The organism is Acinetobacter sp. Ag2 (assembly GCF_001005515.1).
Taxonomy (GTDB): Bacteria; Pseudomonadota; Gammaproteobacteria; order Pseudomonadales; family Moraxellaceae; genus Acinetobacter; species Acinetobacter bereziniae.
Window position 1 is genome coordinate 105,219 of the sequence record NZ_LBNA01000057.1, and the last position, 25,992, is coordinate 131,210.

The 25,992-nt window shown below is 37.9% G+C and carries 23 protein-coding genes, 1 other RNA gene and 1 pseudogene; 13 read left to right on the plus strand and 12 right to left on the minus strand.

The genetic code is table 11. The features are described 5' to 3' along the window. Positions 1–56: 56 nt before the first annotated feature. Both AAV97_RS17390 and AAV97_RS17395 read left to right on the plus strand, forming a co-directional pair. Positions 57–338: a phage holin family protein gene (locus AAV97_RS17390; protein ID WP_005028957.1), complete on the plus strand. Its 282-nt coding sequence runs from the start codon at positions 57–59 to the stop codon at positions 336–338. Beyond that, complete coding sequence (locus tag AAV97_RS17395) at positions 335–1,126, plus strand: TIGR02594 family protein (RefSeq protein ID WP_046761247.1); 792 nt, start codon at positions 335–337, stop codon at positions 1,124–1,126. The genes AAV97_RS17390 and AAV97_RS17395 overlap by 4 nt, the downstream gene beginning before the upstream one ends. 29 nt (positions 1,127–1,155) lie before the next feature. On the opposite strand, the gene AAV97_RS17400 is transcribed toward AAV97_RS17395, so the two are convergent. The 7 genes and pseudogenes from AAV97_RS17400 to AAV97_RS17430 all read right to left on the minus strand — a co-directional run bounded on the left by AAV97_RS17400 (position 1,156) and on the right by AAV97_RS17430 (position 6,389). Next, the gene (locus AAV97_RS17400; RefSeq protein WP_046761248.1) at positions 1,156–2,358 is read right to left on the minus strand and encodes a helix-turn-helix domain-containing protein; all 1,203 of its coding nucleotides are present in this window, start codon (positions 2,356–2,358) and stop codon (positions 1,156–1,158) included. Positions 2,359–2,377: 19 nt separating this feature from the next. Further along, positions 2,378–3,064 carry a hypothetical protein gene (locus AAV97_RS17405; protein WP_228136564.1) on the minus strand — a complete coding sequence of 229 codons (687 nt, stop codon included), beginning with the start codon at positions 3,062–3,064 and terminating at the stop codon, positions 2,378–2,380. A 450-nt stretch (positions 3,065–3,514) separates the two neighbouring features. Further along, positions 3,515–3,757: pseudogene (locus AAV97_RS21300) on the minus strand (hypothetical protein); the annotation flags it as partial. Next, positions 3,758–5,113, minus strand: a complete 1,356-nt coding sequence (locus AAV97_RS17420; protein ID WP_046761250.1) for a site-specific integrase — start codon at positions 5,111–5,113, stop codon at positions 3,758–3,760. Between the two features lie 155 nt (positions 5,114–5,268). Continuing rightward, positions 5,269–5,450: non-coding RNA, 6S RNA (gene ssrS / locus AAV97_RS20985), on the minus strand. Positions 5,451–5,550: 100 nt separating this feature from the next. Continuing rightward, positions 5,551–5,835, minus strand: coding sequence for a cell division protein ZapA (locus AAV97_RS17425; RefSeq protein WP_004831740.1), 285 nt, complete (start codon positions 5,833–5,835; stop codon positions 5,551–5,553). Between the two features lie 2 nt (positions 5,836–5,837). Beyond that, complete coding sequence (locus tag AAV97_RS17430) at positions 5,838–6,389, minus strand: hypothetical protein (RefSeq protein ID WP_004831739.1); 552 nt, start codon at positions 6,387–6,389, stop codon at positions 5,838–5,840. 64 nt (positions 6,390–6,453) lie between these two features. Between AAV97_RS17430 and AAV97_RS17435 the strand changes: the two genes are divergently transcribed. The 5 genes from AAV97_RS17435 to AAV97_RS17455 all read left to right on the plus strand — a co-directional run bounded on the left by AAV97_RS17435 (position 6,454) and on the right by AAV97_RS17455 (position 11,878). Continuing rightward, the gene (locus tag AAV97_RS17435; RefSeq protein ID WP_004831738.1) at positions 6,454–7,086 is read left to right on the plus strand and encodes a UPF0149 family protein; all 633 of its coding nucleotides are present in this window, start codon (positions 6,454–6,456) and stop codon (positions 7,084–7,086) included. 308 nt (positions 7,087–7,394) lie between these two features. After that, entirely contained in the window at positions 7,395–8,717 is a 1,323-nt protein-coding gene (gene pepP / locus AAV97_RS17440; RefSeq protein WP_046761251.1) for a Xaa-Pro aminopeptidase, read from the plus strand. A gap of 287 nt (positions 8,718–9,004) precedes the next feature. Further along, entirely contained in the window at positions 9,005–10,216 is a 1,212-nt protein-coding gene (gene ubiH / locus AAV97_RS17445) for a 2-octaprenyl-6-methoxyphenyl hydroxylase (protein ID WP_046761252.1), read from the plus strand. Further along, entirely contained in the window at positions 10,213–11,454 is a 1,242-nt protein-coding gene (locus AAV97_RS17450) for an FAD-dependent monooxygenase (protein WP_046761253.1), read from the plus strand. The genes ubiH and AAV97_RS17450 overlap by 4 nt, the downstream gene beginning before the upstream one ends. A gap of 172 nt (positions 11,455–11,626) precedes the next feature. Then, on the plus strand, positions 11,627–11,878 hold the full coding sequence (locus AAV97_RS17455; RefSeq protein ID WP_042085725.1) for a hypothetical protein: 252 nt from the start codon (positions 11,627–11,629) through the stop codon (positions 11,876–11,878). 72 nt (positions 11,879–11,950) lie between these two features. On the opposite strand, the gene lptA is transcribed toward AAV97_RS17455, so the two are convergent. Beyond that, positions 11,951–12,397, minus strand: a complete 447-nt coding sequence (gene lptA, locus AAV97_RS17460; RefSeq protein ID WP_227561605.1) for a lipopolysaccharide transport periplasmic protein LptA — start codon at positions 12,395–12,397, stop codon at positions 11,951–11,953. Positions 12,398–12,590: 193 nt separating this feature from the next. Next, entirely contained in the window at positions 12,591–13,433 is an 843-nt protein-coding gene (rsmI, locus tag AAV97_RS17465; protein WP_004831728.1) for a 16S rRNA (cytidine(1402)-2'-O)-methyltransferase, read from the minus strand. Positions 13,434–13,443: 10 nt separating this feature from the next. Here rsmI and AAV97_RS17470 point away from each other — a divergent pair, with 10 nt between their 5' ends. From AAV97_RS17470 to AAV97_RS17485, 4 genes are all read left to right on the plus strand, one after another. Beyond that, on the plus strand, positions 13,444–14,394 hold the full coding sequence (locus tag AAV97_RS17470) for a penicillin-binding protein activator (protein ID WP_035301412.1): 951 nt from the start codon (positions 13,444–13,446) through the stop codon (positions 14,392–14,394). 11 nt (positions 14,395–14,405) lie between these two features. After that, complete coding sequence (locus AAV97_RS17475) at positions 14,406–14,822, plus strand: YraN family protein (RefSeq protein WP_046761254.1); 417 nt, start codon at positions 14,406–14,408, stop codon at positions 14,820–14,822. Positions 14,823–14,929: 107 nt separating this feature from the next. Continuing rightward, complete coding sequence (locus AAV97_RS17480) at positions 14,930–15,634, plus strand: BON domain-containing protein (protein WP_004831722.1); 705 nt, start codon at positions 14,930–14,932, stop codon at positions 15,632–15,634. Continuing rightward, positions 15,618–16,520, plus strand: coding sequence for an alpha/beta hydrolase (locus tag AAV97_RS17485; protein WP_046761255.1), 903 nt, complete (start codon positions 15,618–15,620; stop codon positions 16,518–16,520). The genes AAV97_RS17480 and AAV97_RS17485 overlap by 17 nt, the downstream gene beginning before the upstream one ends. Positions 16,521–16,556: 36 nt before the next feature. Here AAV97_RS17485 and nudC read toward each other — a convergent pair whose 3' ends face one another. From nudC to dnaQ, 3 genes are all read right to left on the minus strand, one after another. Beyond that, entirely contained in the window at positions 16,557–17,315 is a 759-nt protein-coding gene (gene nudC, locus AAV97_RS17490; RefSeq protein WP_046761256.1) for an NAD(+) diphosphatase, read from the minus strand. Next, positions 17,315–18,958, minus strand: a complete 1,644-nt coding sequence (locus tag AAV97_RS17495) for a hypothetical protein (RefSeq protein WP_046761257.1) — start codon at positions 18,956–18,958, stop codon at positions 17,315–17,317. Before AAV97_RS17495 ends, nudC begins: the two co-directional genes overlap by 1 nt. Positions 18,959–19,086: 128 nt before the next feature. Further along, complete coding sequence (gene dnaQ, locus AAV97_RS17500) at positions 19,087–20,502, minus strand: DNA polymerase III subunit epsilon (RefSeq protein ID WP_046761258.1); 1,416 nt, start codon at positions 20,500–20,502, stop codon at positions 19,087–19,089. A 215-nt stretch (positions 20,503–20,717) separates the two neighbouring features. Here dnaQ and AAV97_RS17505 point away from each other — a divergent pair, with 215 nt between their 5' ends. Both AAV97_RS17505 and AAV97_RS17510 read left to right on the plus strand, forming a co-directional pair. Beyond that, the gene (locus AAV97_RS17505; protein WP_046761259.1) at positions 20,718–24,005 is read left to right on the plus strand and encodes a LysM peptidoglycan-binding domain-containing protein; all 3,288 of its coding nucleotides are present in this window, start codon (positions 20,718–20,720) and stop codon (positions 24,003–24,005) included. Positions 24,006–24,082: 77 nt separating this feature from the next. After that, entirely contained in the window at positions 24,083–25,921 is a 1,839-nt protein-coding gene (locus tag AAV97_RS17510; RefSeq protein ID WP_046761260.1) for an extracellular solute-binding protein, read from the plus strand. The last annotated feature ends 71 nt before the right edge of the window (positions 25,922–25,992 follow it).

The following is a 25,992-nucleotide window of genomic DNA, read 5'->3' on the forward strand; positions in this document are numbered from 1 at the left end:
TTGTTATTAATTGCACCGAAAGGTGCTTTTTTATTGCAAAAAAATTAGGGGGATTCATGCAGGAGCATGAGAAAAATTTTCTACTCATTCTTGTAGTAGGGCTGTGTATTGGATTTGCTAAGTTGCTTGTCTCTGATGAAAAACTGACGTGGCGTTTAGCGATAGGTCGAACGATTTTAGGAGGGGCAACATCAACAATCGCCGGCGCAATTGTTTTACAGATTCCTGACATCAATCCTCTTGCATTGATTGCAATAGCATCGGCATTAGGGATTTTAGGAAGCACATTTATTGAGTCTTGGCTAAAACGTCAAGCAAACACGTGGAGTATCAAATGAAATTAATCGATAACTGGAAACAGGCTTGGAAACTCAAGTCAGTACAAGTAGGCGCAATAAGCGCCATTTTTTTTGCTTTGAGTTTATTCTCTGAGCACTTTTTAATGATTTGGAATCTGATTCCTCAGGAAGTTAAAAACTCAATTCCTGAAAATTGGAAAGAATACGTCGGCGCTTTTGTTGGTGTTGCTATGATTTTAGCACGTTTGAAAAAACAGCCTGAGTTGCATGAACCACAGTTAAATTTAACTGGTGTCAATACACTGATCTCAGCACCAGTATCCACTACAAATGATTTAGCTTGGATGATTGAAGCCAAGAAGCATTTAGGCTTAAAAGAAAACACAAGCAAAACTGCTCATAACCCAACAATCCTAAAATGGCTAAAATCGCTTGGTGCTTGGTGGCAAGAAGATGAAACACCTTGGTGTGGTACTTTTGTGGCTTGGTGTCTGAAGACTGCAGGTATTGCATATCCAAAGCACTGGTACCGCGCATTAGATTATGTGAACTATGGATCAAAACTATCGAAACCCGCTTATGGTTGCGTAGCGATTAAAACTCGTAGCGGTGGAGGTCATGTTTGCTTTGTAGCAGGTCGTGATAGCAAAACTGGTAAATTAGTCTGTATTGGCGGCAATCAGTCAAATATGGTTTGTTATGCACTATATAATGAGTCAGATTTTCAGGAATTCCGCTGGTACGGCAAGACAAGTAGACCAGCTGAGTTTCGTTATGATTTGCCAAAGTTGAGTGGGGTTACAGCAACTAAAGTTACGGAAGCTTAATAAAATAAGCCCTCGGTTGAGGGCTTATTTTATTTACGAGAAAACTGGATGATTTTTGCAGGTCTCAATAATGAGTTTGGATTATCAATTTTATTAACTTTTTCAGCATTAGGCTTCATGTTAATAATTTGACCAAAATCATCATCTAAATATCCTTTTGGCAAGCCAGCTAAAAGTTCTAAATGTTTCTTAAGCCCAAATTTATCAATAATATTGGCTTTATCAAAACCACCTTGTTCAAGTAACATCTTGATCATATTCTTGAGTAGGTTTGGCTCTTCTGCAATAGTATCAATATCATAAGGTTCAGATTTTGTGTAACCACGATAACGGTAACTTCGCCAAAGCTTAGAAGATTGATCATCAGAAATAATGTTTAAAGTTTTAGCTTTATACATCATTGCAGCTAAGGAAATCCCCCAACGCTTTTTCAATAGCATTAGAGACTCTAAAGAAACGCGGCTTCTTGTTTCAGCAATGAATGCACTAGTAGGGAATAGAAAGCAATTAGCAAAATAATGTGCTTGTTCTTCAAGCTTATCAAACCAATTTTTCTTATCCTCTTCTGTTAAGTATTTATGCATAACGATATGCCCTAACTCATGCGCTAAATCAAACCGACCTCTAAAGAAATTTTGTTTATCTGCTGCAATAAATATATAAGGTCTGTCATTTATCCACGCAGAAGTACCATCCATTTCTTCATAACCAATTTCAAATCTAGTAACAACAATACCTGCACGCTCAACACGCTTCATCAAATTTGGGATTGGAGAAACTCCTAATCCCCAATGGTTACGCAAATTTTCAGCTAGCAGCTGAATCTCCCCCTCATTTAATGATAAAGATTCTTCTCTAGTAAGAGCAGGAATTAAATCAACCTTAGGGAAAGAAATCCATTCATCAGCAATAGATTGTATCTCAGCTAAATTTATTAGCATTGAGTTTGATCTAAAACATGGAGCTTTAAGTACACGCTTTTTTGCACGATTTAAAAATAAGGGATTACCAAAATTAGGAACCTCACGAGTAAACCAATGCACAGGAATGCCAAAAGCATCAGCGATATTGATTAATACTTCTGGTTGAGGGCTATGTGTACCATCTTCCCATTTAGTAACAGTAGATGGTGCAACATCAATCATTGTAGCCAAAGCAGTTTTACTTAAGTCATCGTACATTTGACGGGCAAGTTTTAACCTATTTGGCTCGAACTTATCTATACCCAACATTGTCTGTACCTCCAATTTTTTACTCACCTGAAGCGCGGGAGCTATCATCAGCCTGATCTAAGCGCTTCTTGATCGTAAGTATATTTTCTTCCGCCACTTCAGTCATTGGCTCAGATGCAGATTGTTTAAGTTCTGCTAAACTAAATGTGAGAATGGGTCTATTTTCAATAGGGTGTGGAATGATAAAATCAAGATCTAATAATTCAACATCTGAATTCCAATAACCTGTTACGCATATAAAAAGCAAATCATCAAGATTAGCCCCTTCATTTAGAATTACTTCTGCTAGCAGATCTCTCTGACGTTGCTTGATTAACCCCGTATTTGATAAGGATTGCTCAATGTAAAATTTGGCATTTTTGGTATTATTAGAATCCTTCCGCATGATTACGATATGGCATGAAGGTGTAGTCATTTGGACAAACTGATGTCCTCTAGGTTTTGTATCCTGAACGATAGCATTATGTCCAGATTCTACAGCACTAGCCAAAAGTGCATCCATTAATAGACCAGGCTCATATTTCACACTTTCTTGACGTGCAAGTTCTGGGGAGTAGTAGCTTTCCTGTACATAATTCTCTTTCTCTAATAGTCTGTTTTTTATTTGAAATTCTAAACTATCCAAAAAATTATTACCAAATTCATGTGCAATTCGGCTCAAAATATGTGGTCGAAGTTCATTTAAATCCATAATTATATAACTCATGCAGTTTTGTCAAAATGTATCATATTTATTTCGTATCATGTATGTTTTTTTAATTATTTTTCATTTTTATAAATGATCACCTTGTAAACTGACCATTTATAGGATTGATTAAACCAAATTGAAAACTATTGGGAACCACTTTAATGAAGCATATGGTTTAAAATCATTAGCAATAGGGTAATTGAGAACAACGCCATCACCGATATAAACCAATGATTCACATGGGGCAAATTGGAGCTTCTCACTCTTTATTAGAAAGTCTATCGCTTGAATAAATTCTTCCGTAACATTAGGCCATAACAATAAGTTGAATTCAGTCAAAATAAAGTCCCAATCCCCTTTAATTTCAGGGAACTCATTTTGGAATTCAACAAATGAGACATTACCACCTTTGTTTTTCACAAATTCAATAATTCTTTCATGGAGTGGAGCTTTTTGTGTGAGAGTATCTCCAATCGTTCCTAAGACAGGAATCATTCTAGGTCCAGCTAATCGCGCTTTTGCCACAATCTCAACCAATTCATCAAAAGTCAGATTAAACGAATCTGAACTGTCAAAAATATATTCGACATTTTGACTCTCAAGCTCTGGTGGTTTTTCAGGAATAAACTGGGCAGGGATTATCATTTGTGTTAGACGTTCATCAGTCAACACTTGAAAGTCAGGAATATTCCCATCAAATTTTTTCATCATTTACAAATGCTCCATAATCAATTGTTCGTTGTGTTTGTGCCAATCAGCAAAAGCGTTTCTTGTTGATTTTGGCTGAATGTATAATCTATTTTTAATTAGCTTTTTAGCTAAATCTGATAAGACCTTGTTTTCAATCATATTCATAGCTTTTCTAAGATCATCAAAAGTAACTTGAATATAGCCATCTGTTACATCTAAGTCATCATCGTCTAATGAGTGATTAATAAGTTTTTTGATTGTATAGCTACCAATGGCCAAACTATTTGCTATAGTACCAAAAGTACGCCGTAAGTCATGAAATGTGAAATTAATACCTGTGTTTTTGGTTACTTCTTCTCTTGCATTGCGTTTATCTGTGATATGTGTATCTACCCCAATACCTGGGAAAACAAATTTATTATTTTCAGATAATCTCTTTCTTTCTTTCATAATATGCCAAAGCATATCGCCCATTGGCAAAAGTAAGTCCTCATGGTTTTTTGTATCTGTAATTTTGATTGTTCCATATTTTAAATCAATATTTTTCCATTCAAGTGTTTCACCTTCTTCGCGCCTAAACCCAGTAAGAATTAAAAGGAGTAAATAATCTTGGTTTGTATAAGCTCTTGGATCAGTACCTTGATTGCCTTTCCAATATGTTTTACATACACCTTCAGACCAGTCATGTAATTGATCTGATCGAATATAGCCTTTACGTCTTTTAATTTTGTTCCATTTTTTTTCTTTATAAATAACACCTACAGGGCTTTTTTCGGTGATAATTTTTTGATCATTATGATCAAATAAAATCGAAGCTGTAAAATTATAGACAGCGGACAAAAATTTCATTGATAAATTTGCTTGAGCCAAGCTTCTTTTAGATAGATCCATGTGTCTGTCGATAACCATTTTTTGAGATAGCTCAGTGATTTTTATATTCTTCCAATCACTAAAATAATCATTTACACAGCGGTCATAAGCCTCAAGCGTTGCTTTACTTAAATTTTTTTTAGATTTGTAGTTATCATAAGCATCACTCAGAGTAGGAATAAGTGTATTTACATTTATTTGATTTCTTATGGCGTTCTTAGATTTTGTTTTTTCGGCATTAGGATCTATCCCTTTCGAAATCATGAGTAAATATTCTTGAGCTTTTTCTCTTGCTTGTGCCACTGTCCAAATACCATGTGTACCTATAGTGACTCGGCATGTTCGACCATCTGGCAATTTTTTCTCAGCAATATACGATTTAGAGTTCTTAGTAACACGTACAGCAAAGCCGATGAGCTTCTCATCTTTATAAAATGTAATTTTGGAGGGTGAGAAGGGTAACAAGTCTACAAAAGTTTTAGTAATATTATATCGAATATAAGACATCTTAACGCACTAATAAGACAATATTTAGCAATCATATACAACAATACACGACATTTCTAGAGGCTACATAATGGCTACAATGACAAGAAAAAATGATTTATTTGGTTTGATAAGTTTGATTGAAAATATATAAGTTGTTGTTATTATTTAAATTAAAACACTCCGGTGATGCCGCTGCATGGTCGTTACCCTGAACCCGATGAGTTCAAGGTGGACGTGACGTACACTTACTGGGTTTCCCACTCGCGGCGGGCATACACTCAAAATATACAGAACACATCCATAAGTTTAAGTATCGGCAGGGGAATAGACGTACTGGCGAACACCCCAGAGTTGTATTAAGTATACATAATCTGACGTTTGTGGCAAATCATCAAAGGTCACAAATTATAAATATAGATAAAAAAATGAAATCAACTGCACGAAAAAAAAGCGGTTTAGCCCGCTTTTTCAACATCTTCGAGCATAGCTTCTAATAAACGTTCGCATTGTGCGTATTCTTGTAACGTTTTATTCATGCTCAAAACTTCTTGCATTAACTCTAACGCCACCATAATCACCAACTTATTATGTTCAACGTTGGGTGCTTTGCGACGGAACTCTTGAAACTTATCATTTAACAGCTGACCAGCACGTTCTAACTCGTGCCTTTTTTCTGTTGTCGTACCTAGACGGAAAGTCTGTTCGATTAAACGCAATTCTACGGTAACATGTTCAGACATAATTATACTTCCTCATTAGATTCTGAAGGATGAGCAAGTTGTTGAATCTCTTGCGCATGATGATCTTGTTCAGTCCCTAAAATAGAAAGACGTTGAATAATTGCTTCAACTTTGGTCTTTGCATGTTCATTTTTTTGGATTAAACGTTCACGCTCATCTTGCAGGTTTTTAATGTCCTGCAAATGATGGCGCTGTTCATTTGCCATTTTCTCTTTAACCACGCGTAATTCATTACGTTCGGCTAAAATTTCCTGAAAACGATTTTTTAAATCTGTACAGCTTTTTTCTAAACGGCTATAGCGTTCAGCTAAAGATGAGGCATCAGTGTTAAGCTGTTGAAATTGATTTTGCAACTGAGCAAGCTGTTCAGTGAGCGAATCAATTTCATCTTGTTTTTGGGTAATAATACTGTTTTTATGGCTGATTTGAGCGTGAGCTTGCTCTTCACTGTTATCTTTTTCTTTTAACAGCGATGCATTTTCTTTCTCAACAGTCTCGATTCGTGTTTTTAAAACACCAATATGCGTTTGTAGACGCTGTAATTGTTCTAACATAACGGGTCGCACAGATTTGCAATCAAAGGTAATATATACAGAAGTATAGAGATTGGATAAGCGAATGCAAGACGATATTTCAGGTTGGTCAGATTGGAACCAAAATTTTAAAGGGATTGAGGAAATTTCAAGCCCGAGTGAGTTACATGGCTTATTAACAGGTATAGTTTGTGTTACCGAAGTGCCAACCCGAGATGAATGGTTACAAATTTTATCGACGTTGGATGTACCAAAATTAGACGATGAAGCATTGGCTGTACTCTCAGATGAAACCGAAGATGTGTCACATGCGCTTGCTGAAGATGATTTAGACTATCTTCCGATGCTTCCAGATGATGAACATACGTTATCGGAGCGTGTTCAAGCTTTGGCTGACTGGTGTGCTGGCGTTGTTTTAGGTTTTGGTTTGGCTTCAGGTCACATTCGTTCAGACGAACAAGAGTTAATTGAAAGTTTACAAGATGTTGCATCTGTTGAGTTTGATGAATCAGATGACGATGAAGAGGGTGAAGCAAGCTATGAAGAGTTATATGAGTTTGTTCGCTTGATTCCAGTATCCCTATCTGTAGGGCGCAAAAAAGTGCCAGTTTCAGAAAGTCCTTTGTTGCAAAATTTCCATAGCAAAATGAAGCAAGCTATAGACTCATCTGAAAGTAACAATGTGGTCGAAATGTTTACACCACACCGTCCAAGTTAAATTTTTTGTTCAAGATGAAGCACTGCTAAGTTTTAATGAAATGGTTGATTGTATAAATCTCTAAAATTTAGAGACCACAATCAGCCATTTTTTTATCATGATATGCGGATATATTTTGATCACCAAACCAAGTCATTTTAAGGATATTGATAAGGATCGATCAATCAATCTCATAGAATACTGCTGATTTTGTTTTTAAAATAAATGGATAAATATTGTTGTATTCGTATTTACATCTTACCCCATCAAACTGTAATTTAAACATTCACCAATTGATTTAATGAACTGAAAGACAAGCTGAATAGAGAATGAAATTAACTCAAGCAGATTTTCAGGAACGTCGTGACCGCCTCGCTGAACAAATGGGTCCCAATAGTATTGCAATTATCGCCACTAGTCCGGAAGTCATGCGAAATAGAGATGCTGACTATAAGTTTCGTGCAGACAGTAGTTTCTTTTATCTTACAGGTTTTGCCGAACCTCAAGCAGTAGCAGTGTTCGAAACAGATGAAACTGGTGAAACGTATATTTATAGTCTATTTTGCCGTGAGCGAAACCGTGAAATGGAAATTTGGAATGGTTATCGAGCAGGAATTGATGGAGCAATTGATGACTATGAAGCAGATGAAGCATATGCCATAGATCTGCTTGATGAAGAGATTATTGCCAAAATCCTCAATAAAGAAAAACTATTCTATCGGATTGGTCAACGAGCAGAGTTTGATGCCAAAATAACGCATTGGATTTCCAAAGCACAAGAATCCAGTCGTGGTTTCGGCGTGCCAACACAGCTTATGCAACTTGATCAGATTTTAGATGAAATGCGTTTGCATAAATCAGCTGAAGAAATTGAATTGATGCAAATCGCAGCAAATATTAGTGCGGATGCGCATACCCGTGCCATGCAAACAGTTCGTCCCGAAATGATGGAATATGCTTTAGAAGCTGAATTGAATTATATTTTCGGTCAGCATGGTTGTGTACCTGCCTATAACAGCATTGTCGGTGGTGGTAAAAATGGCTGTATTTTACATTATGTAGAAAATAATCAGCCCCTAAAAAACGGTGATCTGGTGTTGATTGACGCGGCGTGTGAATATGAATGTTATGCTTCAGATATCACACGGACTTTTCCCGTGAATGGCAAATTTAGTCCTGAACAAAAAGCCTTGTATCAAATTATTTTAGATGCACAAATTGCAGCGATAGAAGCGATTCAAATTGGAAACTCTTATAAAGAACCGCATACGGTAGCAGTACGAATTCTGGTTGAAGGTTTGGTTGAACTTGGAATTATGCAAGGTGATGTTGATCAAATTATCGAATCTGAAAGTTATCGTCAGTTCTATATGCATGGAACTGGGCATTGGCTAGGTATGGATGTACATGATGTTGGTGCTTATAAAGATGACAATGGTCAATGGCGAACCTATGAGCAAGGCATGGTGGTTACAGTAGAGCCAGGTCTATATATTGCGCCAGATGATGAAACTGTCGAGGAAAAATGGCGTGGCATTGGTATCCGAATTGAAGATGATGTCGTGGCAACCGAACACGGTCCTTTGGTGTTGACTAAGAATGTTGTGAAAACGATTGAGGATATTGAAGCCTTGATGGCATCCCACAACTGAATATGTTAATTATTGATGTTCGACTGAGCCATTGCATTGAAATGGCTTCAACAAGCGCAATATTTTGACAATATTGCGCTTTTTTCTAAATTTAAAACGCTTACAACGTCATTGTTAGCTCTTGATTAGATATGATGTGTCTTTTTTAAAATAACGTATTGATTCAGTACAAATGATAGCAACAATTTCCTATTTCAATATAAAAATAATCGCGCTTGATGTAAGATAAAATTCATCAAGATCATAAGTATTCAGTAAGCTGAATCACGTATAGAAAGGATCAAAGCATGCAACAAGAAGTCATCATCGTTGGCGGTGGAATGGTTGGGCTGAGTTTGGCTCTCATGTTGGCGAAAGCGAATATTGCGGTAAAGCTCTTAGAAGCGGTGAAATACCCAAATTATGATGACAACAATGCTGTAGCTTATCATTCAAGTTTTGATGCTCGAAATACAGCACTTTCACGTCGTACTGTACAAATTTATCAAAAGCTCGGTTTGTGGAATGCTTTACAAGAGCATGCAACCCCGATTCTTGAAGTTCATATCACAGAGCAAGGCAGTTTCGGTAAAGCCCGTTTAAAAGCAGATCAAGAAAAAGTCGAAAGCTTTGGGCAAGTGATTGAAAATGCATGGCTTGGACGGGTACTTCTTACTCAGGTAAGACAACAACCTCTTATAGAGTTGATTGATGGTGTGCAAGTAAACTCTTTAAAACAAGACAATGACTTTGTTTATGTAGAAGCAAGTCGTGGTGAAGAATATAGTCATTCAATCAAAGCTAAATTGGTGATTGCAGCAGATGGTCGAGACTCTTTTTGCCGTCAAGCCTTAGGCGTCGGTGTGGATGTACATGATTATGATCAAGTTGCAATTGTTACCACTGTACAAACGTCTAAACCGCATCAGCAAGTGGGTTTTGAACGCTTTAGCCACTTAGGTCCATTAGCATTATTACCTTTGCCTGGTGAATGCCGCCGTTCAGTTGTTTGGCCGGTAAAAAAAGGAACAGAGGGTGAGTGGCTAGGGGAAGAGAATGATCAACATTTTCTGGATGCCTTACAGCAAACCTATGGAGATCGTGCAGGTAAATTCCAAAAGACAGGCAAACGTTTTAGTTTCCCATTGTCACAAGTGCTGGCAGATAAACAGGCGGTCGGACGTGTGATCTTAATGGGAAATGCGGCACATACGATTCACCCTGTGGCAGGGCAAGGATTTAATCTATGCATGCGTGATGCTGATGTATTGCTGCGTTATATCACAGCACAAATGGCTAAGTCTGAAGATATAGGTGAGCCTGAGATGTTAAAGGCATATGAACAGGCTCGCTTAACAGATCAACAACGGGTCATCAAATTTTGTGATTCGGTTGTACGAGGCTTTAGTAATCAGAATCCAGTTTTAAAATTATTACGTAACACAGGGTTAGTTGCATTTGATGTCATCCCTGGAATAAAACCCTTGGTTGCCAATTACGCAATGGGGTTAAAAGCATGATAGAACAAAATGTTTTAGATGTTATTGTTATTGGTGGCGGTCTGGTAGGCGGTTTAACCGCATTACTTTTGGCGCAAGGCGGTGTTCAAGCAACAGTATTAGACGCAGCACCCATTTTAGACGAGCAAAAAGTTTTAGCCCAAGCGAATCCACGAGTTTTGGCACTCAGTCAAGCAACCATTCATTTACTTAAAACTGTGAATGTTTGGGATAAAATTGCCCGAAAGATGCCTTATACAGGGATGCAAGTCTGGAATAAAAATGGTTATGGAGAAATTAATTTTGGTCAAGAATCCATAAATTTTCCGACGGATGAACATAGTTTAGGTTCAATGGTTGAACCCAGCTTATTAAATCTCGCCATTCAACAACAAATGCTGGAACAATTAAACGACTATCGTACCGAGGTGAAAGTCGTTCGTGTTGAACAAGGCGTTGGTTGTTGGATAATCCATCTTGCAGATGGCAGTCAGTTAAAGACCAAATTGGTCATAGGGGCAGATGGGGCAAACTCATTTGTGCGTGAGCAGGCTTTTATTGATTACGATATTCTTGATTATCAGCAAGCAGGTTTGACTTGTGCGATTCGTACCACACAACCGCACCGTTATGTGGCTCGTCAAATTTTCCATCCAACTGGTCCTTTGGCATTTTTACCGATGGCGAGTTTGAATCCTCAACAAGCTGAGCATTGGATTTCAATTGTCTGGACACTGCCTGATGATTATGCAGATGAATATGCCAGTTTGAATGATGTAAATTTTTGCCAGTTGCTCACCCGTGAAAGTCATCATATGTTGGGTGAAATAATTGAAGCAACACCACGTGCAAAATTTCCACTCAAAGCACGCGCAGCGCAGCGTTATGTCAAGGAAGGGTTGGCATTGATTGGTGATGCAGCACATGTGATTCATCCTTTGGCCGGGCAAGGAGTGAATATAGGTTGTTTGGATGCGGCAGTGCTTTGTGATGTCTTATTGCAAGATAAAAAGCGTGGTGTATGGGCACACCAACAGACCTTAAAACGTTATGAACACACACGTAAAGGGCAAAATGATGCCATGATGCATAGCATGTCGATGATTGGTTTCTTGGAAACTGCTGAATTCTTTCCTATGATCTGGGCGCGTAATTTTGGACTGAAACAAGTGGAAAATACTCCGCTTTTAAAAGATCAATTTTTAACAAAAGCCAGTGGGTTAGAAACGTTAAAAAGCACGCAATATGCCATTTCATGAGTTGACTGATACTTTTTAAACAATCATTTAAACAATATTACGAATTTGATGAAAAAAAACACGATTTTATGTATCTAGAGACTAGTCGAATCCGCAAGAGATTGGTACATTTCTCTGTAAAACATCACCATTTTTTGGATGGTAAATTGACGTCGTTGATGGGGAGTTCAAGATGACAGATACAAATGATTATGATGATAATTCAGAAGATCATGCAGTTGACGATGATGAAGCTAAAGCAGCGGAAAAAGGTGCTGCGGTAAGTGAATCAACGGTGTCTGATACAGATTTGGCTGAAGCAGAAACACTCACAGTGACTGCGAAAAAAAGACAACGTGAAGCATTAGAAGATGAAGTCGCTGCATTTTTAGCGCGTGGTGGGAAAATTACTGAAGTTCCCCCTGATGAATCTGCAAGAGATTGATTTTAAAAGCACCGTCAGGTGCTTTTTTAATGTCTTTAAAATTTGATTAGGGGCGGCTGATTAATTCAACGCTTAAGGTTGCATGATGATTTCGACACGTTGTTGATCATTCCCAATTGCTTCAAAGTCATTACTGATTAAATCATAAGTAATTTTTGAACTTTTAATTTGTTTTCCAATATCACTTCTAATCATTGCATTACCTTCTAGAGTGATTATTGATTTTTTCGCATCGAAAATCATTTTATTTGCAGAAGCCTGAATGTTTTCTTTCGTTTTATAGATTCTCTTATTCAGTTTTAGAGGGGTACCAAAAGCGATGATAGACACAAGTTGTTTATTTTTCTCTTGATTGAGCTGTATTTCATTTCCTGTGATCTGCATACTTCCTTGTTTAGCGCTAAAGTTCCCTTTGTAATAGCCAGAGGAGTTATGGATATTAAATTGAGCAAAATCACCTGACAGTTGAAGTGGTTCATTAAAATCCGGATCTTGTGCAGCAAATAAAGATGATGTCATCAGCCATGACAATAAAAAGAGTCGTGGTTTTGATATTTTAAAAATTTGAATCTTTGGTTTATTGATCATAAGTTAAAATTTCTGATAAATAAAAATAAATGTTCAATCATATTCTTAGATACATTGAGGAACAGCCACTAAACATCCTATTCCTCAATGATGATCATTCTACTTTTGTTGTTATATCACGTGATTATTGATTGGTGAGTTCTAACGCTCGTTGGTAAGCAATTTTCTTTTTGATACCCATTAAATCAGCTGCGAGTTGCGATGCAGCTTTAACAGATAAGTCCTGTAATAATCGTGTGAGTAGTTGATCTAACTTATCTTGTTCAACATCTTGATCTTTGGCATCAGGTAGACCACCGATGACTAAAACGATCTCACCTTTTTGTTGGTGATGATCATTTTCAATAAAACTCACCAATTCACCTAGCGTCATTTTTTTAATAGTTTCAAAGGTCTTGGTGATCTCGCGAGCGAAACCGACGGGGCGTTGTTCACCAAAAACCTGAGCCATATCTTTGACACTGTCTAAAATACGGTGGGGCGCTTCATAGATAATCATGGTTTGCGTTTCATATTTTAATTTTTCTAGTTGTATTAAGCGCTGAGATTGTTTTGAAGATAGAAAGCCTTCAAAACTAAAACGGTCACTAGGTAAGCCAACAGCACACAAAGCTGCAATTGCAGCGCAAGCGCCCGGTACAGGAATGACACGGATTCCATTGTCTTGTGCAGCACGAACCAATTTAAATCCAGGATCACTAATGAGCGGGGTTCCAGCATCACTGACCAGTGCAATATCTTGACCTTGCTTTAATTTTTCGATAAGTATATCAATTTTGTTACTTTCATTATGATCATGACACGCTGTAAGTGGAGTTGAGATATTATAATGTTTTAATAATTGAGCGGATTGGCGGGTATCTTCTGCCGCAATAATAGAAACCGACTTTAAAACTTCAATAGAACGGAAAGTCATATCATCTAAGTGCCCAATTGGGGTCGCTACGACAAATAATTGAGCACTCATAAAGGTCTCCATGAAAAATAAGATAGTGTTGAACAGTATTAAAAGACTGGTATGTTTGGGAATAATTGGATTTACAATCCAAGTTCACGCAGAAATTCTTGTTATCTTACCTGAAACAGGTCCCATGTCGCGAGCAGGTTTAAGTATCAAACAAGGAATATTGAATGCATCTCATGCATCCAAGAACCAAATTCCATTAAAATTTGTCGATTCTGATCAAAAACCCATCAAAACCATATTGAAGCAAAATGTGAATAAAAAGACCAAAATGATTATTGGTCCTTTGGCACGTCCAGATGTAGAAGCATTGATTAATTTAAAACCAAAAGTTCCAGTGCTTGCTTTGAATGAGGTGTATCCGACCCATAAAAATGTTTGGCAATATAGTCTGTCTAAAAATGACGATGCTTTAGCACTTCTGGATTATATTCAGCATGATAAAGTGAGCAAACTCTATGTTGTTCGTGAAAAGGGCACTGAGGCAGAATCAATCAGCTTTTTAAATGCACTTTTCGCAAATTATGCAGGAGAAGTTGACCCAGTAGATGCGATGCCAAATACGACCAAAGCAAGTGAAGGTATTTTATTGCTTGGGTCAAATCAATGGTTGGCAAATTTAAAGAAGTTAAAGAAAAAGAATATTTATACTCAAGCGATCGCCGTGAATGAAAGTAAAACATTACCGAAAGGCATGAAGTTCTGTGATGTGCCTGCTTTGTATATCAAAGAATGGGAAGATGTGGTGAAAGCCTATAAGGATCAACCAACGTCATTACCTTATCAACGTTTATATGCGTTTGGTGGTGATGCTTGGTACATTGCTGAACAATTTGTGTTAGATCCCAATGTCAAAAGTCTAACCTTTAATGGGCGGACAGGAAAAATTAAAATTGAAGGTAATCGCGTTGAGCGCATTCCACAATGTTTTGAGCGCTCTAAAAATAACTTAGTGCCCTTATAGTTGAATGATCGATGGCTAAAAATAATTTAGGGGAATGGGCAGAGCATGAGGCAGTAAAAATACTGCGGCAGTCTGGCTACACGATTGTCAAATTGAACTATTTTTCTCGCTTTGGCGAAATCGATATTATTGCTGAGGCACAGCAAGAATTAGTTTTTATTGAAGTGAAAGCCAGAACGTCAAGCTATAGGGGATATGCCTTTGAAGCTGTGAATTTGATTAAGCAACAAAAAATGATCAAAACGGCGTTTAGGTTTTTACAAGAATATCCGCAATATGAACAGTATTATAGTCGTTTTGATGTAATTGGGTTTGATTTACATCATAAAATTGCAAAAAACGTACAGCAAGACTTAAGTAAAATCTCTTATGATCAGTCTTGGATTGAAAATGCATTTACTTTGGATGCAGACTTGATTAATCTGTGATGAAGAATTGCCTCACAGTTTTTTATCAAAAAAAAGATATGTTCCAACATCTTAATGAGTAATCAGGATGTTGTGTTGTCAGTTAAAATCATTAGGAGTCTTGCTGAGTGTTAAAGCGTATTGTCATCACCATGATGTGTGTAGCAAGTTTGTCTGGTTGCGCTAGTTTTATCTCAGGTGGTACTGGTTCTTCACCAGTGGGAACAGAAAGCGGTGTCCGATCTTTAGGGCAGGTTTTTATTGATTCTTCTATTGAGCGTACTGCGAAAATTAATCTATATAAGCTGGATGCTCGATTTAAACAATCTCGTGTAAATATTAATAGTTTCCATAGTAATGTTTTACTGACTGGACAAGTGCCTGATGCACATTTAAAGCAGCTTGCCGAAGACAATTTACGTGCAATGAGTGACGTAAAAGCGGTACATAATTATTTAACTGTTGGCAATCAAATCGGCTATAGCACGATTATGCAAGACGCTTCTGTCACCGTAAATACGCGTGGCTTAATCATGAAAGCGCCTGTCGTTTCTGATAACAAAGTTTTGGTTCATACTGAAGATGGCGTACTGTATGTTTTGGGTCGTTTAAATAATGCTGAAATCGCAGATTTAAATGATGTTCTACAAAAGGTTGGAAATGTGACTAAAATTGTGACCTTGATTGACAATGTTGAGCAAGCAAATAATTCAGTTCAAACTTCATCGTTTACGGCACCTGTGGTAAACAATGCACAACAGCCAGATGTGCAAACCCCTGTTGCAATTGATCCAGATGCTTCAGGGCAAAACAATAATGTTATCCAACAATAGATTAGAATTGCTAAAAAATAAACTTGATAAGCAATTTCAACAGCTTAAAGTCAAGTTTAAAGCACATTATCAAGATTTTCGTTTATATGATTTAGGCAGCATAACGATCAATGGACTAACCCCTAAAAAGGGGTATTCCATAAAATCAAACATTGCTTATGGTTTAAAAGCTCGACAACGTTTAGATCTATATCTTTCCCATCAAACACAAAACAAAGCTTTAATTGTTTTTGTACATGGTGGTGCTTGGAATCATGGTGATAAAAGTGCCTATAAATTTGTAGGTGAAGCATTTAGTCGCTATGGCTATAACGTTGCGATTATGAATTATCATTTAGCACCTGAACATAAGTTTCCAAGCTATGTTGATGATTTAGCCGTTGCTTTGAATTATCTTGAACAACAGCAAACACGTTTAGGGATTACTACAGATAAAATTGCACTCATGGGGCATTCAGCTGGGGCATTTAATATTGCCTCATTGCTTTATCATCCCAAAAGTTATGCTTTGGCGCTAAAACCAAACATCAAAGCCATGATTGGAATTGCGGGACCTTATCATTTTGATTATAAAGGTGATGCTTTGGCTGAAGATGCATTTGATCAGGCGATTCCATATCAACAAGTGATGCCTTATTACTTTGTTGCCAAGAATGATGTAAAGCATTATTTATTTCTGGCTGAAAATGATCAAATCGTAAAGCCTCAGAACTCATTTGATTTCAAACAACAATTACATGAACAAGGTAATCATTGTGAAATCTTGACGATTCCTAAAACGGGACATATCTCGATTATGGGAAGTGTTTCGAGTTTATTCAGTCGTTTCTTTATGACACGATCGGAAATTATAAAAGTACTCGATGATGCAATGAACAAAGCCTAGCAATCGCTAGGCTTTTTATTAAGGATATGGATCAAATTAATCTTGGTGCATCGGTGTATTGTGAATCACATGTTCAATCATGGCATGTGCAATACTGCCTGTGAACGGCGTTTCAGGCAATTGATCAAATTTGAAAAATTGCGCATCACTGATCTCTTCTTCTTGCAATACGATTTCACCCGCCTCATATTCGGCTTTAAAGGCGAGCATCAAATTGCTTGGAAAAGGCCACGGTTGACTCGATAAATATTGTACATTCTTTACTTTTAAACCGACTTCTTCCAAAGTTTCACGCTTTACCGCTTCTTCAAGGGTTTCACCGACTTCAACAAAACCTGCAATCAGACCATACATATTACTTTTATTCTTGGCATTTTTAGCCAATAAAATTTCATTGTCGCCGCGTGTGATCACCGTAATAATACATGGCTGTACGCGAGGGTATTGGTGATAACGACAGGCAGGGCAAACCATTGCATATTCAATCGGGTGAACTTCTGTTTCATGTCCACAGTGACTACAAAATTTATGATTTCGACGCCATTCAAGCAGTTGCACTGCTCGACTAGCTTGTTCAAATTCAGATTTTGTCCATTGTGAGATGAGCTGTCGAATTGGAATCAGTTGATAACCTTGAGGAATTTCATCTTCGATAAAAAGATCTCGGGCAATGATTTGATCACCCGAGTTAAAACTGATATCACTTGCCAATTTCTCTACTTTCGGAAGTTGTAAGTTTTCATCTACTAAAAGTTGTTGGTGATGAAAGATATAAGCAACTGATAATTCTGACATTAGGCTACCGATTTTAAATTTTGACTACTTGCTAATGCTACATCAAACATCGTTTGCAAAACAGGTTGTTTGTTCTGTAGATTTTCAATCATCATATCTGCACTGGCTAACACATCTAGAAGTTTATTGATCTGTTGTTGGTTAAATATCTGTTCTTTGTTGAGTCCAGACTGAATAAATTCAGCAGACTGTGCCAATGCCTTTTGACCATCTTTGGCTGCAAGGAACAATAAAGCTCCTCCAATTTCATATAATTGAGAAGGTAGTAGTTCTAGACTTGTAGACTGCGGATCTTGTAAATATTGAACCAGTGTTTGTGAGCTTAAATCGACCATTGCCTTAGTTTCAGTCAGTAAAGCGGTGTGAGCTTCATCAAGACGGTCTAAAGAAATATGTAGATTATTGACCTTTAATTGCAAGCGATTAGAAGTGTAATTGCGTTCAAGAATTCCAATAGAGTTCATCGCAGATAGAATACTATTCATCAATTGCTGTGCATAGTTTTCATCTCTCAGCATGTTTTCTTGAGACAACAGATCAGCTTGCTGTTTTAGTTCGCTATAGGCTTCATTTAAGTTAAGTACTTTAAATACATGTGCAAGGTCTGTGAGTTTACTCTTTAATTCTTGAGTTTTTTCATCACTCATATTTTGATAATTAAACTCGATATCATTACGGATTTGCGACATTTCATCTGTAATGAGCTGGCTGACACTATGAATCGTATCGAAATCTGGTCCGTACAAATGACGACTAAAAATCTGTAATTGAGTATCCGTTAAAATATCTTCGCCTACATTGATTTGCTCACGAATGTGTTGAGAAATTTCATCTTCCTGACTAATACAAATACTCAATACATTTGCAGTATCGGTTAAGGATGGAATAAATCCTGCAAGGTCTTTAAAGAATGATGAAATGTTGGTTTCGATGCTAATTAATGTTCTTAAACGTGTATCGTTGAGGATAATATTTTCAATCTGATTTAAAGCCACAGCAATCAGCGCCCAATATTGAGCACTCGGTTGTCCTTGAGCGATATTGGCTAAATAATTGCCAACCAGTTTTATCCCTTGCAGATCTAAATCCGTCTCTTGTTGATTTAAGAGTTTATGCAGACACAGCTTATAAAGCTTATGTACATGCACTGAACGTTCCAAATCTGGAGTTTGTAAGAGATTAAAACTAGGCGTCACGCAATCCAGTAGTGGCATAATAGCTTGACCTTCTGGCGTGAGTTCTAAACCTAAAGAAAGTTCCAAGCGGTTTAGTGTATCATGCAAAAATTGTGGCACTTTGACTTCACGTAGACAACTAAACTCGATGTAACGTTTGAGCATGGTTGTACCTTCGCTCAATGCAATCACATCTTGAGTATTGATTTCACGTGGATTTTGCATGATTTTACGCATAACTTGTGCTGAAAGTTCGGCAATTTTGGCAACTTGAGGCATGTCAATCAGCATCAGTACATGACTACATTGTTCCAGTTGTAGCAATGCATCATCAATACCAAAGGGTAAAGTTTGATCTTCAACTAAACTGCTGACAGCAGATTCAACTTGTAAAATTGAATTATCGACTTCTTTTTTAATAATCAGTAATGCCGTCGGATCAAAATGTATAGAGGTTTGGTAAGACATTGATCTGCACCTTTCCTGGGTATCTAAATGTTCTATTGCATAGCCTCAAAACGAGGCTAATTTTCTAAGTTTTAATATAGCTGAACAAGGGACTTTTTACAGAAAAAAATCAGCCTAAATAGGAAATTTTATTTTGCAAAAATGCAGGCTTCCCCATGTTTTTCTTGATATTTATTGACCCAGTTCTCATGTGCTTCCAATTCTTCATCTGAAGCGTAAATTACTGGAACATCAATTTCAATTTTTTGCCGTGTTGTATTCCCCTGAGCTTGTTCAGTATGTGCAGAAATAGCATCCATGTCAAAGGATACTTGTCCGCCTGTCATTGCGAGATAAACATCGGCTAAAATTTCAGCATCAAGCAATGCGCCGTGGAAAGTACGATCACGTTGAACAATTTCGTAACGTCGAACAAGTGCATCTAAAGAGTTTTTTTGTCCTGGATGCTTACTTTTAGCCATCGCTAAAGTATCAGTCACTGTACACACTTCAGACAGGGCAGGAAGACCACTGCGTTTGAATTCCATGTCCAAGAAGTTCATATCGAAGCTTGCATTATGTGCAATGATTTCACTGCCTTTTAAGTAGTCGAATAGGACTTCTGCAATTTCCTCATACTTGGGTTTGTCTTTTAAAAATTCATCAGTGATCCCGTGGATGGCTTCTGACTCACCTACAGGTTTTCCTGGATTAATATAGATGTGAATCGAACTGCCTGTGAGTTTACGGTTGACCATTTCAATCGCACCAACTTCAACAATTCGATCACTGTCCTGATAATAAAAACCTGTGGTTTCGGTATCAAGAATAAACTGTTTAGGTCCATGCAGCTCTATAGTCGCAGGTGTAATCACAATTTGCGGGTGAATATTCATATCTTTCATTTGAGTACTTTGTTCAACCTGTTCAACTACATCTTCATGGCGCAAATTATTATTTGGTGTTTCAGAGCTTGTCACAGTTTGTTTGGGTGTTGGCAATTCAGTATCGATAGTTTCATCGGATTCCATCAGGTCAAATCCGAAGGGATCATCAAGCAACCAGTCTTTTTCATCTTTTTTTTTATCATTATTTTCTACACTCTGTTCGGTGGCTGATTGAGGCATCTTCGCATTTTTTGCTGCCAATGTTTGTTCCGTACCTAAGTTTGCCAATTGATCAGCCATTTCATTTCCTGCATGACCTGCATGACCTTTAATCCAATTCCATTCGATTTCACGACCTCTACATACGCGATCCAGTTTTTGCCATAAATCAGGATTTTTGACATCTTTCCAATTTTTCTTTTTCCAACCTTCAATCCATTCGGTAATACCGCGCTTCACATAGTTGGAGTCGGTCCAAATAATCAGTTTCGCTTCTGTGGGGCAAAATGAAATGCCTTCAATAGCAGCACTCAGCTCCATACGATTATTGGTGGTATCCAGCTCACCACCACACAATTTATGCTCTTCAGTTTCAGTGATGATATAAGCACCCCAGCCACCAGGACCTGGGTTGCCTTTACAAGCACCGTCGACATAAAGTGTGATTGTTTGTGACATAGTAATAACCAATGAAAGTGAATTAAGAGTTGAACATCGCGGTTTAAGAATTTATTGTATACGCAAATCAGCGTTTTCTACGCATGAACTGAGATTTTTTTAATTTCTTGTAACATTTGTATGCAATTCGCATTCAAATTTTGCCTTGTATGCGCCCTAAGCTCTACTAAAATGGCAAAGATAAAATAATTTACTAAATGTTGTTCGGAACCCTTATGTTTAAACCTACCACAATGGTGTGGCAACCTACTGCATCTGTTTTCTTTAAACTATCACTATTAACATCTGCATTGGCGGCACTGGGTTTGACTGCTGGGTGTTCTTCGAACCCATCGACGTCAAAAACTCAAACATCAAAGTCGTCAGGAATGTTGGACGCGAACAGTTTGGATTCACTAGAGGATCTTCTGTCAGCAACTGATATGCGTGCGGTAGAAGGTGATCGTTTATTGATTTTAAAACACGGTGACGTTTGGAAGCGCATGTCTGTTGGTTTTAAAATGGATGAAAACCATTGGGACCCACGGATTGATGCACAACGAAGCTGGTTTGTTTCTCGTCAACCTTATATAGATCGTTTGAGTGCCCGTGCATCACGTTATCTTTACCATACAGTAAAAGAAGCTGAACGTCGCGGTTTGCCAACTGAATTGGCATTATTACCAATCATTGAAAGTTCTTACGATCCTGCTGCAACCAGTAGTGCTGCGGCAGCGGGAATGTGGCAGTTCATACCAAGCACAGGTAAAATTTACGGTTTAAGACAAACCAGTTTGTACGATGGGCGTCGTGATGTGGTTGAGTCCACTCGTGCAGCATATGAGTTTTTAGGTGGTTTGTATAATCAGTTTGGTTCATGGGAATTGGCATTGGCAGCATACAATGCTGGTCCAGGACGAATTCAACAGGCAATTAATCGAAACCAAGCAGCAGGGTTGCCAACAGACTATTGGTCATTGCGATTACCACAAGAAACGATGAACTATGTTCCGCGTTTTTTGGCGGTCGCACAAATCATTAAAAATCCATCTAAATATGGTGTAAGTTTACCGCCGATTGCCAATCGTCCGCATTTTAGAGAAGTCGCTGTTCCACCAGGTGCACAATTGAATCAAATTGCGTCCATCACAGGTTTAAGCCGTGCGGAATTGTACGCGCTGAATCCGGGGCATCGTGGTGAAGTTGTTGATCCATCAAGTACTTTACGAATTTTGATTCCTGCTGATTTAAGCCCAACAATTGATTCCAAGTTAAGAGCTTTAAAATCAAGCTCTGATGGTGGATTTTGGGCAAGCAATAATAGCCCAACGACAGCAACCCAGACTTTAACACCTGCTGGTGTAACGTCTACAGTAACGCAATCGATTACGCCGACCCGTACTACGCCACCTGTATTGAGTTCAAATAAAGCAACCACTACGACAACCAGCACTGCAAATTCAGTAAATACTTTAAAGAATACGCCACAGGGCTCAGATGCTTTGGCGCGATTTGCCGCCAATGCAGATATTCCAAGTGCACCACGTATTCCTGTTGCCGTTACTACGGCTGCCAATGTTAAACCTGTAGCAGTGGAGCCACCGATTTCTGCACGAGAAAAGGCTCAAATTCTTGCCGCGGTGAAAGCCGAAGGTGAAAAAGAAACAGTTAAACAAGTGTTAGAACCACAAGCAACACAAGCAGAAAAAGAAGAAGTTGTTAAAGAAATTAAAGCAATTGCGCCACAAGGTACGGAAGTTTTAGACCCGTATGACGGCAAAATTAAACTGACTGCGATTCAGACCAGTCAATCAGTCGCAGAAGTGCAGGGTAGAGAAAATACCGTTGGATTTGCATATCCTAAAGGCTTGGCTGATACTACACCTGCAAATTCTGAAGAAGCGAAACTGAATCAAGATAAGAACTTTAAGAAAACTGATACTGAAGTCGTGGTGGAACCTCCTAAAGGTAAACGCAGCACTTATACTGTTTTGCCAGGTGATACTTTAGCAACGATTGCTTTGAAAAATGGAGTCAATTGGCGTGACATTGCCAAATGGAACCAAGTGGATCCAAATGGAACTTTATTTGTTGGTGCAACATTGTATTTGTATGATGCAAAACCACAGATTGACGCACCTATCACCTCACGGAAAGCAACAGAGTCAGCACCGACCACTTATGTGGTTAAACCGAATGACAGCTTAACTGGCGTTGCCAACCAATTTGATTTATCGGTTTCACAATTGGCAAGTTATAACAATTTGAATACCAACAGTAATTTATTTGTTGGTCAAAAATTAAAACTTAAAGATACTGCTGATGATAAATTATCAGAAATTAATAAGACTGTGGTTCGAGCAGATACATCTAAGCCAGTTGCCAAAGTAAGAACTAAATCTTATGTGGTCAAACGTGGTGAATATCTCAAAATCATCGCTGATCGTTATGCATTATCAGTACATGAACTTGCTGATTTAACTCCAGGATTAGATATTTCAAGCAGTTTGTTTGTCGGGCAAAAAATCAATGTGCCCCTTAATGAAGTGAATGAGCAAGAGAACAAGCTTGAGTCGAAAGTTGCTGAGCAAAGTAAGTTTAAAAATCTGAAATCTGAACCTAGCTATAAAACGGAAAACTATAAAGTTCAAAGTGGTGATAGTTTATCCAGTATTGCAGCACAGTCTAAATTATCTTTAACGGAGTTGGCTGAGTTGAATAAACTCTCTCCATCTCGAAACTTACTTGTAGGTCAGGTGATCAAAATTCCTGCTGGAAGTTCTACTCCAGAGACCTATACAGTTCAATCGGGCGATAGTTTGATTGCAGTTGCCAACAAATATAATTTACAAGTTAACCAAATTGCTGAGTTAAATGGTCTAACGACGACCTCAGGTTTGCTGGTTGGACAAAAGCTCAAATTAACAGGGACACCTGAAAGTAGTGCTAAAGACAGAGCACATAGCAAAAGTGAAGCAAAATCTGAAGCTTCAAGCAAGGACATTCATGTCGTAAAATCAGGTGAGACGCTGGCAAGTATTGCCAAGAAATATAAATTACAGTTGAGCTATTTGAGCGACTTAAATGGTTTATCTCGTAATCAAGCACTTGATGTTGGACAACGTCTGAAAATTGAAGGAGATTTGCCCAGTAAATCCTCGCTTTCTAAGGAAAAGGAAGACTTAAAAGCTTCAGCAAAGTCTTCATCTAAAGCAGCGAGTAAGAATACTGAAAGTTATGCTGTTAAGGCAGGTGAATCTTTAAATGTCATTGCCAGTCGTGTGGGTTTATCCGTACAAGAACTGGCTGAGATGAATGATTTAAGTCCACGTGCTGGTTTACAGCGCGGTCAATCCATTCGTATTCCTAAAACTGTCACTGAGTACAAAGTGAAAAGTGGCGACTCATTGATTCGTTTAGCCAGTAAGTTCGGTATCGATACTGGTGCATTAGCTGAGATGAATGATCTGAAACCAAATGCCGCTTTACGTATTGGCAGTATTATCAAAGTTCCAAATCTTTAATTGATTTGGGTGATAGATGGATTTACTGAGTGATTTAAATTTTCAAAATGATTTTTTGAATCAAGGAAAGTAGGGGAATGCACCTGAGTTTTACACATGTCAGTACATTCGTATTGGCATTGGGGGGAGGTATTGCAGTGGATGTAGCTGCTGCAATTCAGACTACACCTTATATTGCGGTTCATAATTCGCCATTATATGTCAAAGCTCAGGTCATGCCTTATGCCAATGTCAATGCGCCCAAAGGCGGTTATATCAGTACGTCAAGTATTGGTACATTTGATAATTTAAACAGTTTGAATGGCAAAGGCAGTTCGACTGAAGGAATCAACTATGTATTTGATAGCTTGATGGATAGCTCGTTGGATGAACCAGGAGTGTTATATCCACTACTTGCTGAAAAAGTCAGTTATGATCCCGCTAAAACCAAATATGTCATTTTTCACCTAAATCCTCAAGCCCGTTTTAGTGATGGGTCACCAGTCACCGCTGAAGATATCAAATTTAGCTTTGATACGATTCAGACCAAAGCCAATCTTGGCTTTCAAATGTATTTATCTGATTTGGCAAAAACGGAAGTGTTGTCCAAGTATCAGGTAAAAATGACCTTTAAATCTGCCCATAATCCTGATATGCCTTATATTTTGGCAAAGATCGCAATTTACTCAAAAGCGGATTGGAAAAATAAAGACTATAGCAAAGTGACTTTGCAACCGATTTTAGGATCTGGTCCTTATTTAATTGAACGAATTGATTCTGGACGTAGTATTACTTATAGACGGAACCCACACTATTGGGCAAAAGACTTGCCTGTCAATCGCGGACGTTATAACTTTGATCGAATCAAATATGTTTATTATCGCAGTCCTGAAGTTGCTTTTGAGGGCTTTAAGTCCGGACAGTATACATTTTACCAAGAGAAAAGCGCGCGCAATTGGGTGACTGCATATCATTTTCCTGCGGTAAAAGCAGGACTAGTCAAAACTTATACCGCTAAAATTCAAACACCGGCATTAACTCAAAGTTTGGTATTTAATACCCGAAAAACACCTTTTAATGATCTGTATTTTCGACAGGCCTTAACCTATGCTTATGATTTTGAATGGATCAACAAAGCTTTGTTATATGGTCAAAATATTCGACTACAAAGCCATTTTCAAAACAGTGAGCTAGCTGCAACGGCGAAACCCAGTGTTCAAGAACTAGAGATTCTTAAACCTTATCTTAAACAACTTCCAACTTTACAACGAGAAGGTGTTTTAGCAGATTGGCAATATCCTGTTTCTGATGCCAGTGGTTTTAATCGTCAAAACCTGTTGATTGCACGTTCTATTTTATTAAAAGCAGGGTATCGTTTTTACCAAGGTCAATTGCTTGATCAGCAGGGGAAACCTATTCGCATTGAGTTTTTGATTCATCAGGATGGTGCGCAACGAACTTTACTGCCCTATATACGCAATTTAAAAAAACTCGGTATTCAAGCCACGATTCGCCAAGTGGATTTGCCGCAATATACTGAACGTATGCGCCGTTTGGATTTTCAGATGACGCCAATGGACATGCCACAATCTTTGACACCAGGTGCTGAACAGGCTCAAATGTGGGGTTCTAAAGCGGCAGATGAGGTAGGCAATTATAACTATGCAGGAATTAAAAATCCTGTGATTGATCAATTGATCCAAAAGATGATTGCTTCCCCAAATCGTGAACAACTGGTATTACATACACGTGTACTCGATCGTGTGTTACGTGCTGGTTATTATCAAATTCTGACCTATGGCAATGATAAAAATTGGTATGCCTATTGGAACATGTATCATCAACCTGTAATTAAACCCAAACTATCACTCGGTTTGGAGTATTGGTGGGCTGATCCGATTGAAACTAAAAAAGTAGAGCAATATTTAAAAAGATAATCGATGAAAAAAATTGTCTAAAAGACAATAGTATGCAAAACATAAGTGACTCAAATTAAGTCGTAGTTAAA

Coding starts and splice junctions, on each gene's coding strand:
- AAV97_RS17390 (WP_005028957.1), top strand. CDS start 57: ATGCAGGAGCATGAGAAAAATTTTCTACTCATTCTTGTAGTAGGGCTG.
- AAV97_RS17395 (WP_046761247.1), top strand. CDS start 335: ATGAAATTAATCGATAACTGGAAACAGGCTTGGAAACTCAAGTCAGTA.
- AAV97_RS17400 (WP_046761248.1), bottom strand. CDS start 2,358: ATGTTGGGTATAGATAAGTTCGAGCCAAATAGGTTAAAACTTGCCCGT.
- AAV97_RS17405 (WP_228136564.1), bottom strand. CDS start 3,064: ATGAGTTATATAATTATGGATTTAAATGAACTTCGACCACATATTTTG.
- AAV97_RS17420 (WP_046761250.1), bottom strand. CDS start 5,113: ATGTCTTATATTCGATATAATATTACTAAAACTTTTGTAGACTTGTTA.
- AAV97_RS17425 (WP_004831740.1), bottom strand. CDS start 5,835: ATGTCTGAACATGTTACCGTAGAATTGCGTTTAATCGAACAGACTTTC.
- AAV97_RS17430 (WP_004831739.1), bottom strand. CDS start 6,389: ATGTTAGAACAATTACAGCGTCTACAAACGCATATTGGTGTTTTAAAA.
- AAV97_RS17435 (WP_004831738.1), top strand. CDS start 6,454: ATGCAAGACGATATTTCAGGTTGGTCAGATTGGAACCAAAATTTTAAA.
- pepP (WP_046761251.1), top strand. CDS start 7,395: ATGAAATTAACTCAAGCAGATTTTCAGGAACGTCGTGACCGCCTCGCT.
- ubiH (WP_046761252.1), top strand. CDS start 9,005: ATGCAACAAGAAGTCATCATCGTTGGCGGTGGAATGGTTGGGCTGAGT.
- AAV97_RS17450 (WP_046761253.1), top strand. CDS start 10,213: ATGATAGAACAAAATGTTTTAGATGTTATTGTTATTGGTGGCGGTCTG.
- AAV97_RS17455 (WP_042085725.1), top strand. CDS start 11,627: ATGACAGATACAAATGATTATGATGATAATTCAGAAGATCATGCAGTT.
- lptA (WP_227561605.1), bottom strand. CDS start 12,397: ATGACATCATCTTTATTTGCTGCACAAGATCCGGATTTTAATGAACCA.
- rsmI (WP_004831728.1), bottom strand. CDS start 13,433: ATGAGTGCTCAATTATTTGTCGTAGCGACCCCAATTGGGCACTTAGAT.
- AAV97_RS17470 (WP_035301412.1), top strand. CDS start 13,444: ATGAAAAATAAGATAGTGTTGAACAGTATTAAAAGACTGGTATGTTTG.
- AAV97_RS17475 (WP_046761254.1), top strand. CDS start 14,406: ATGGCTAAAAATAATTTAGGGGAATGGGCAGAGCATGAGGCAGTAAAA.
- AAV97_RS17485 (WP_046761255.1), top strand. CDS start 15,618: ATGTTATCCAACAATAGATTAGAATTGCTAAAAAATAAACTTGATAAG.
- nudC (WP_046761256.1), bottom strand. CDS start 17,315: ATGTCAGAATTATCAGTTGCTTATATCTTTCATCACCAACAACTTTTA.
- AAV97_RS17495 (WP_046761257.1), bottom strand. CDS start 18,958: ATGTCTTACCAAACCTCTATACATTTTGATCCGACGGCATTACTGATT.
- dnaQ (WP_046761258.1), bottom strand. CDS start 20,502: ATGTCACAAACAATCACACTTTATGTCGACGGTGCTTGTAAAGGCAAC.
- AAV97_RS17505 (WP_046761259.1), top strand. CDS start 20,718: ATGTTTAAACCTACCACAATGGTGTGGCAACCTACTGCATCTGTTTTC.
- AAV97_RS17510 (WP_046761260.1), top strand. CDS start 24,083: ATGCACCTGAGTTTTACACATGTCAGTACATTCGTATTGGCATTGGGG.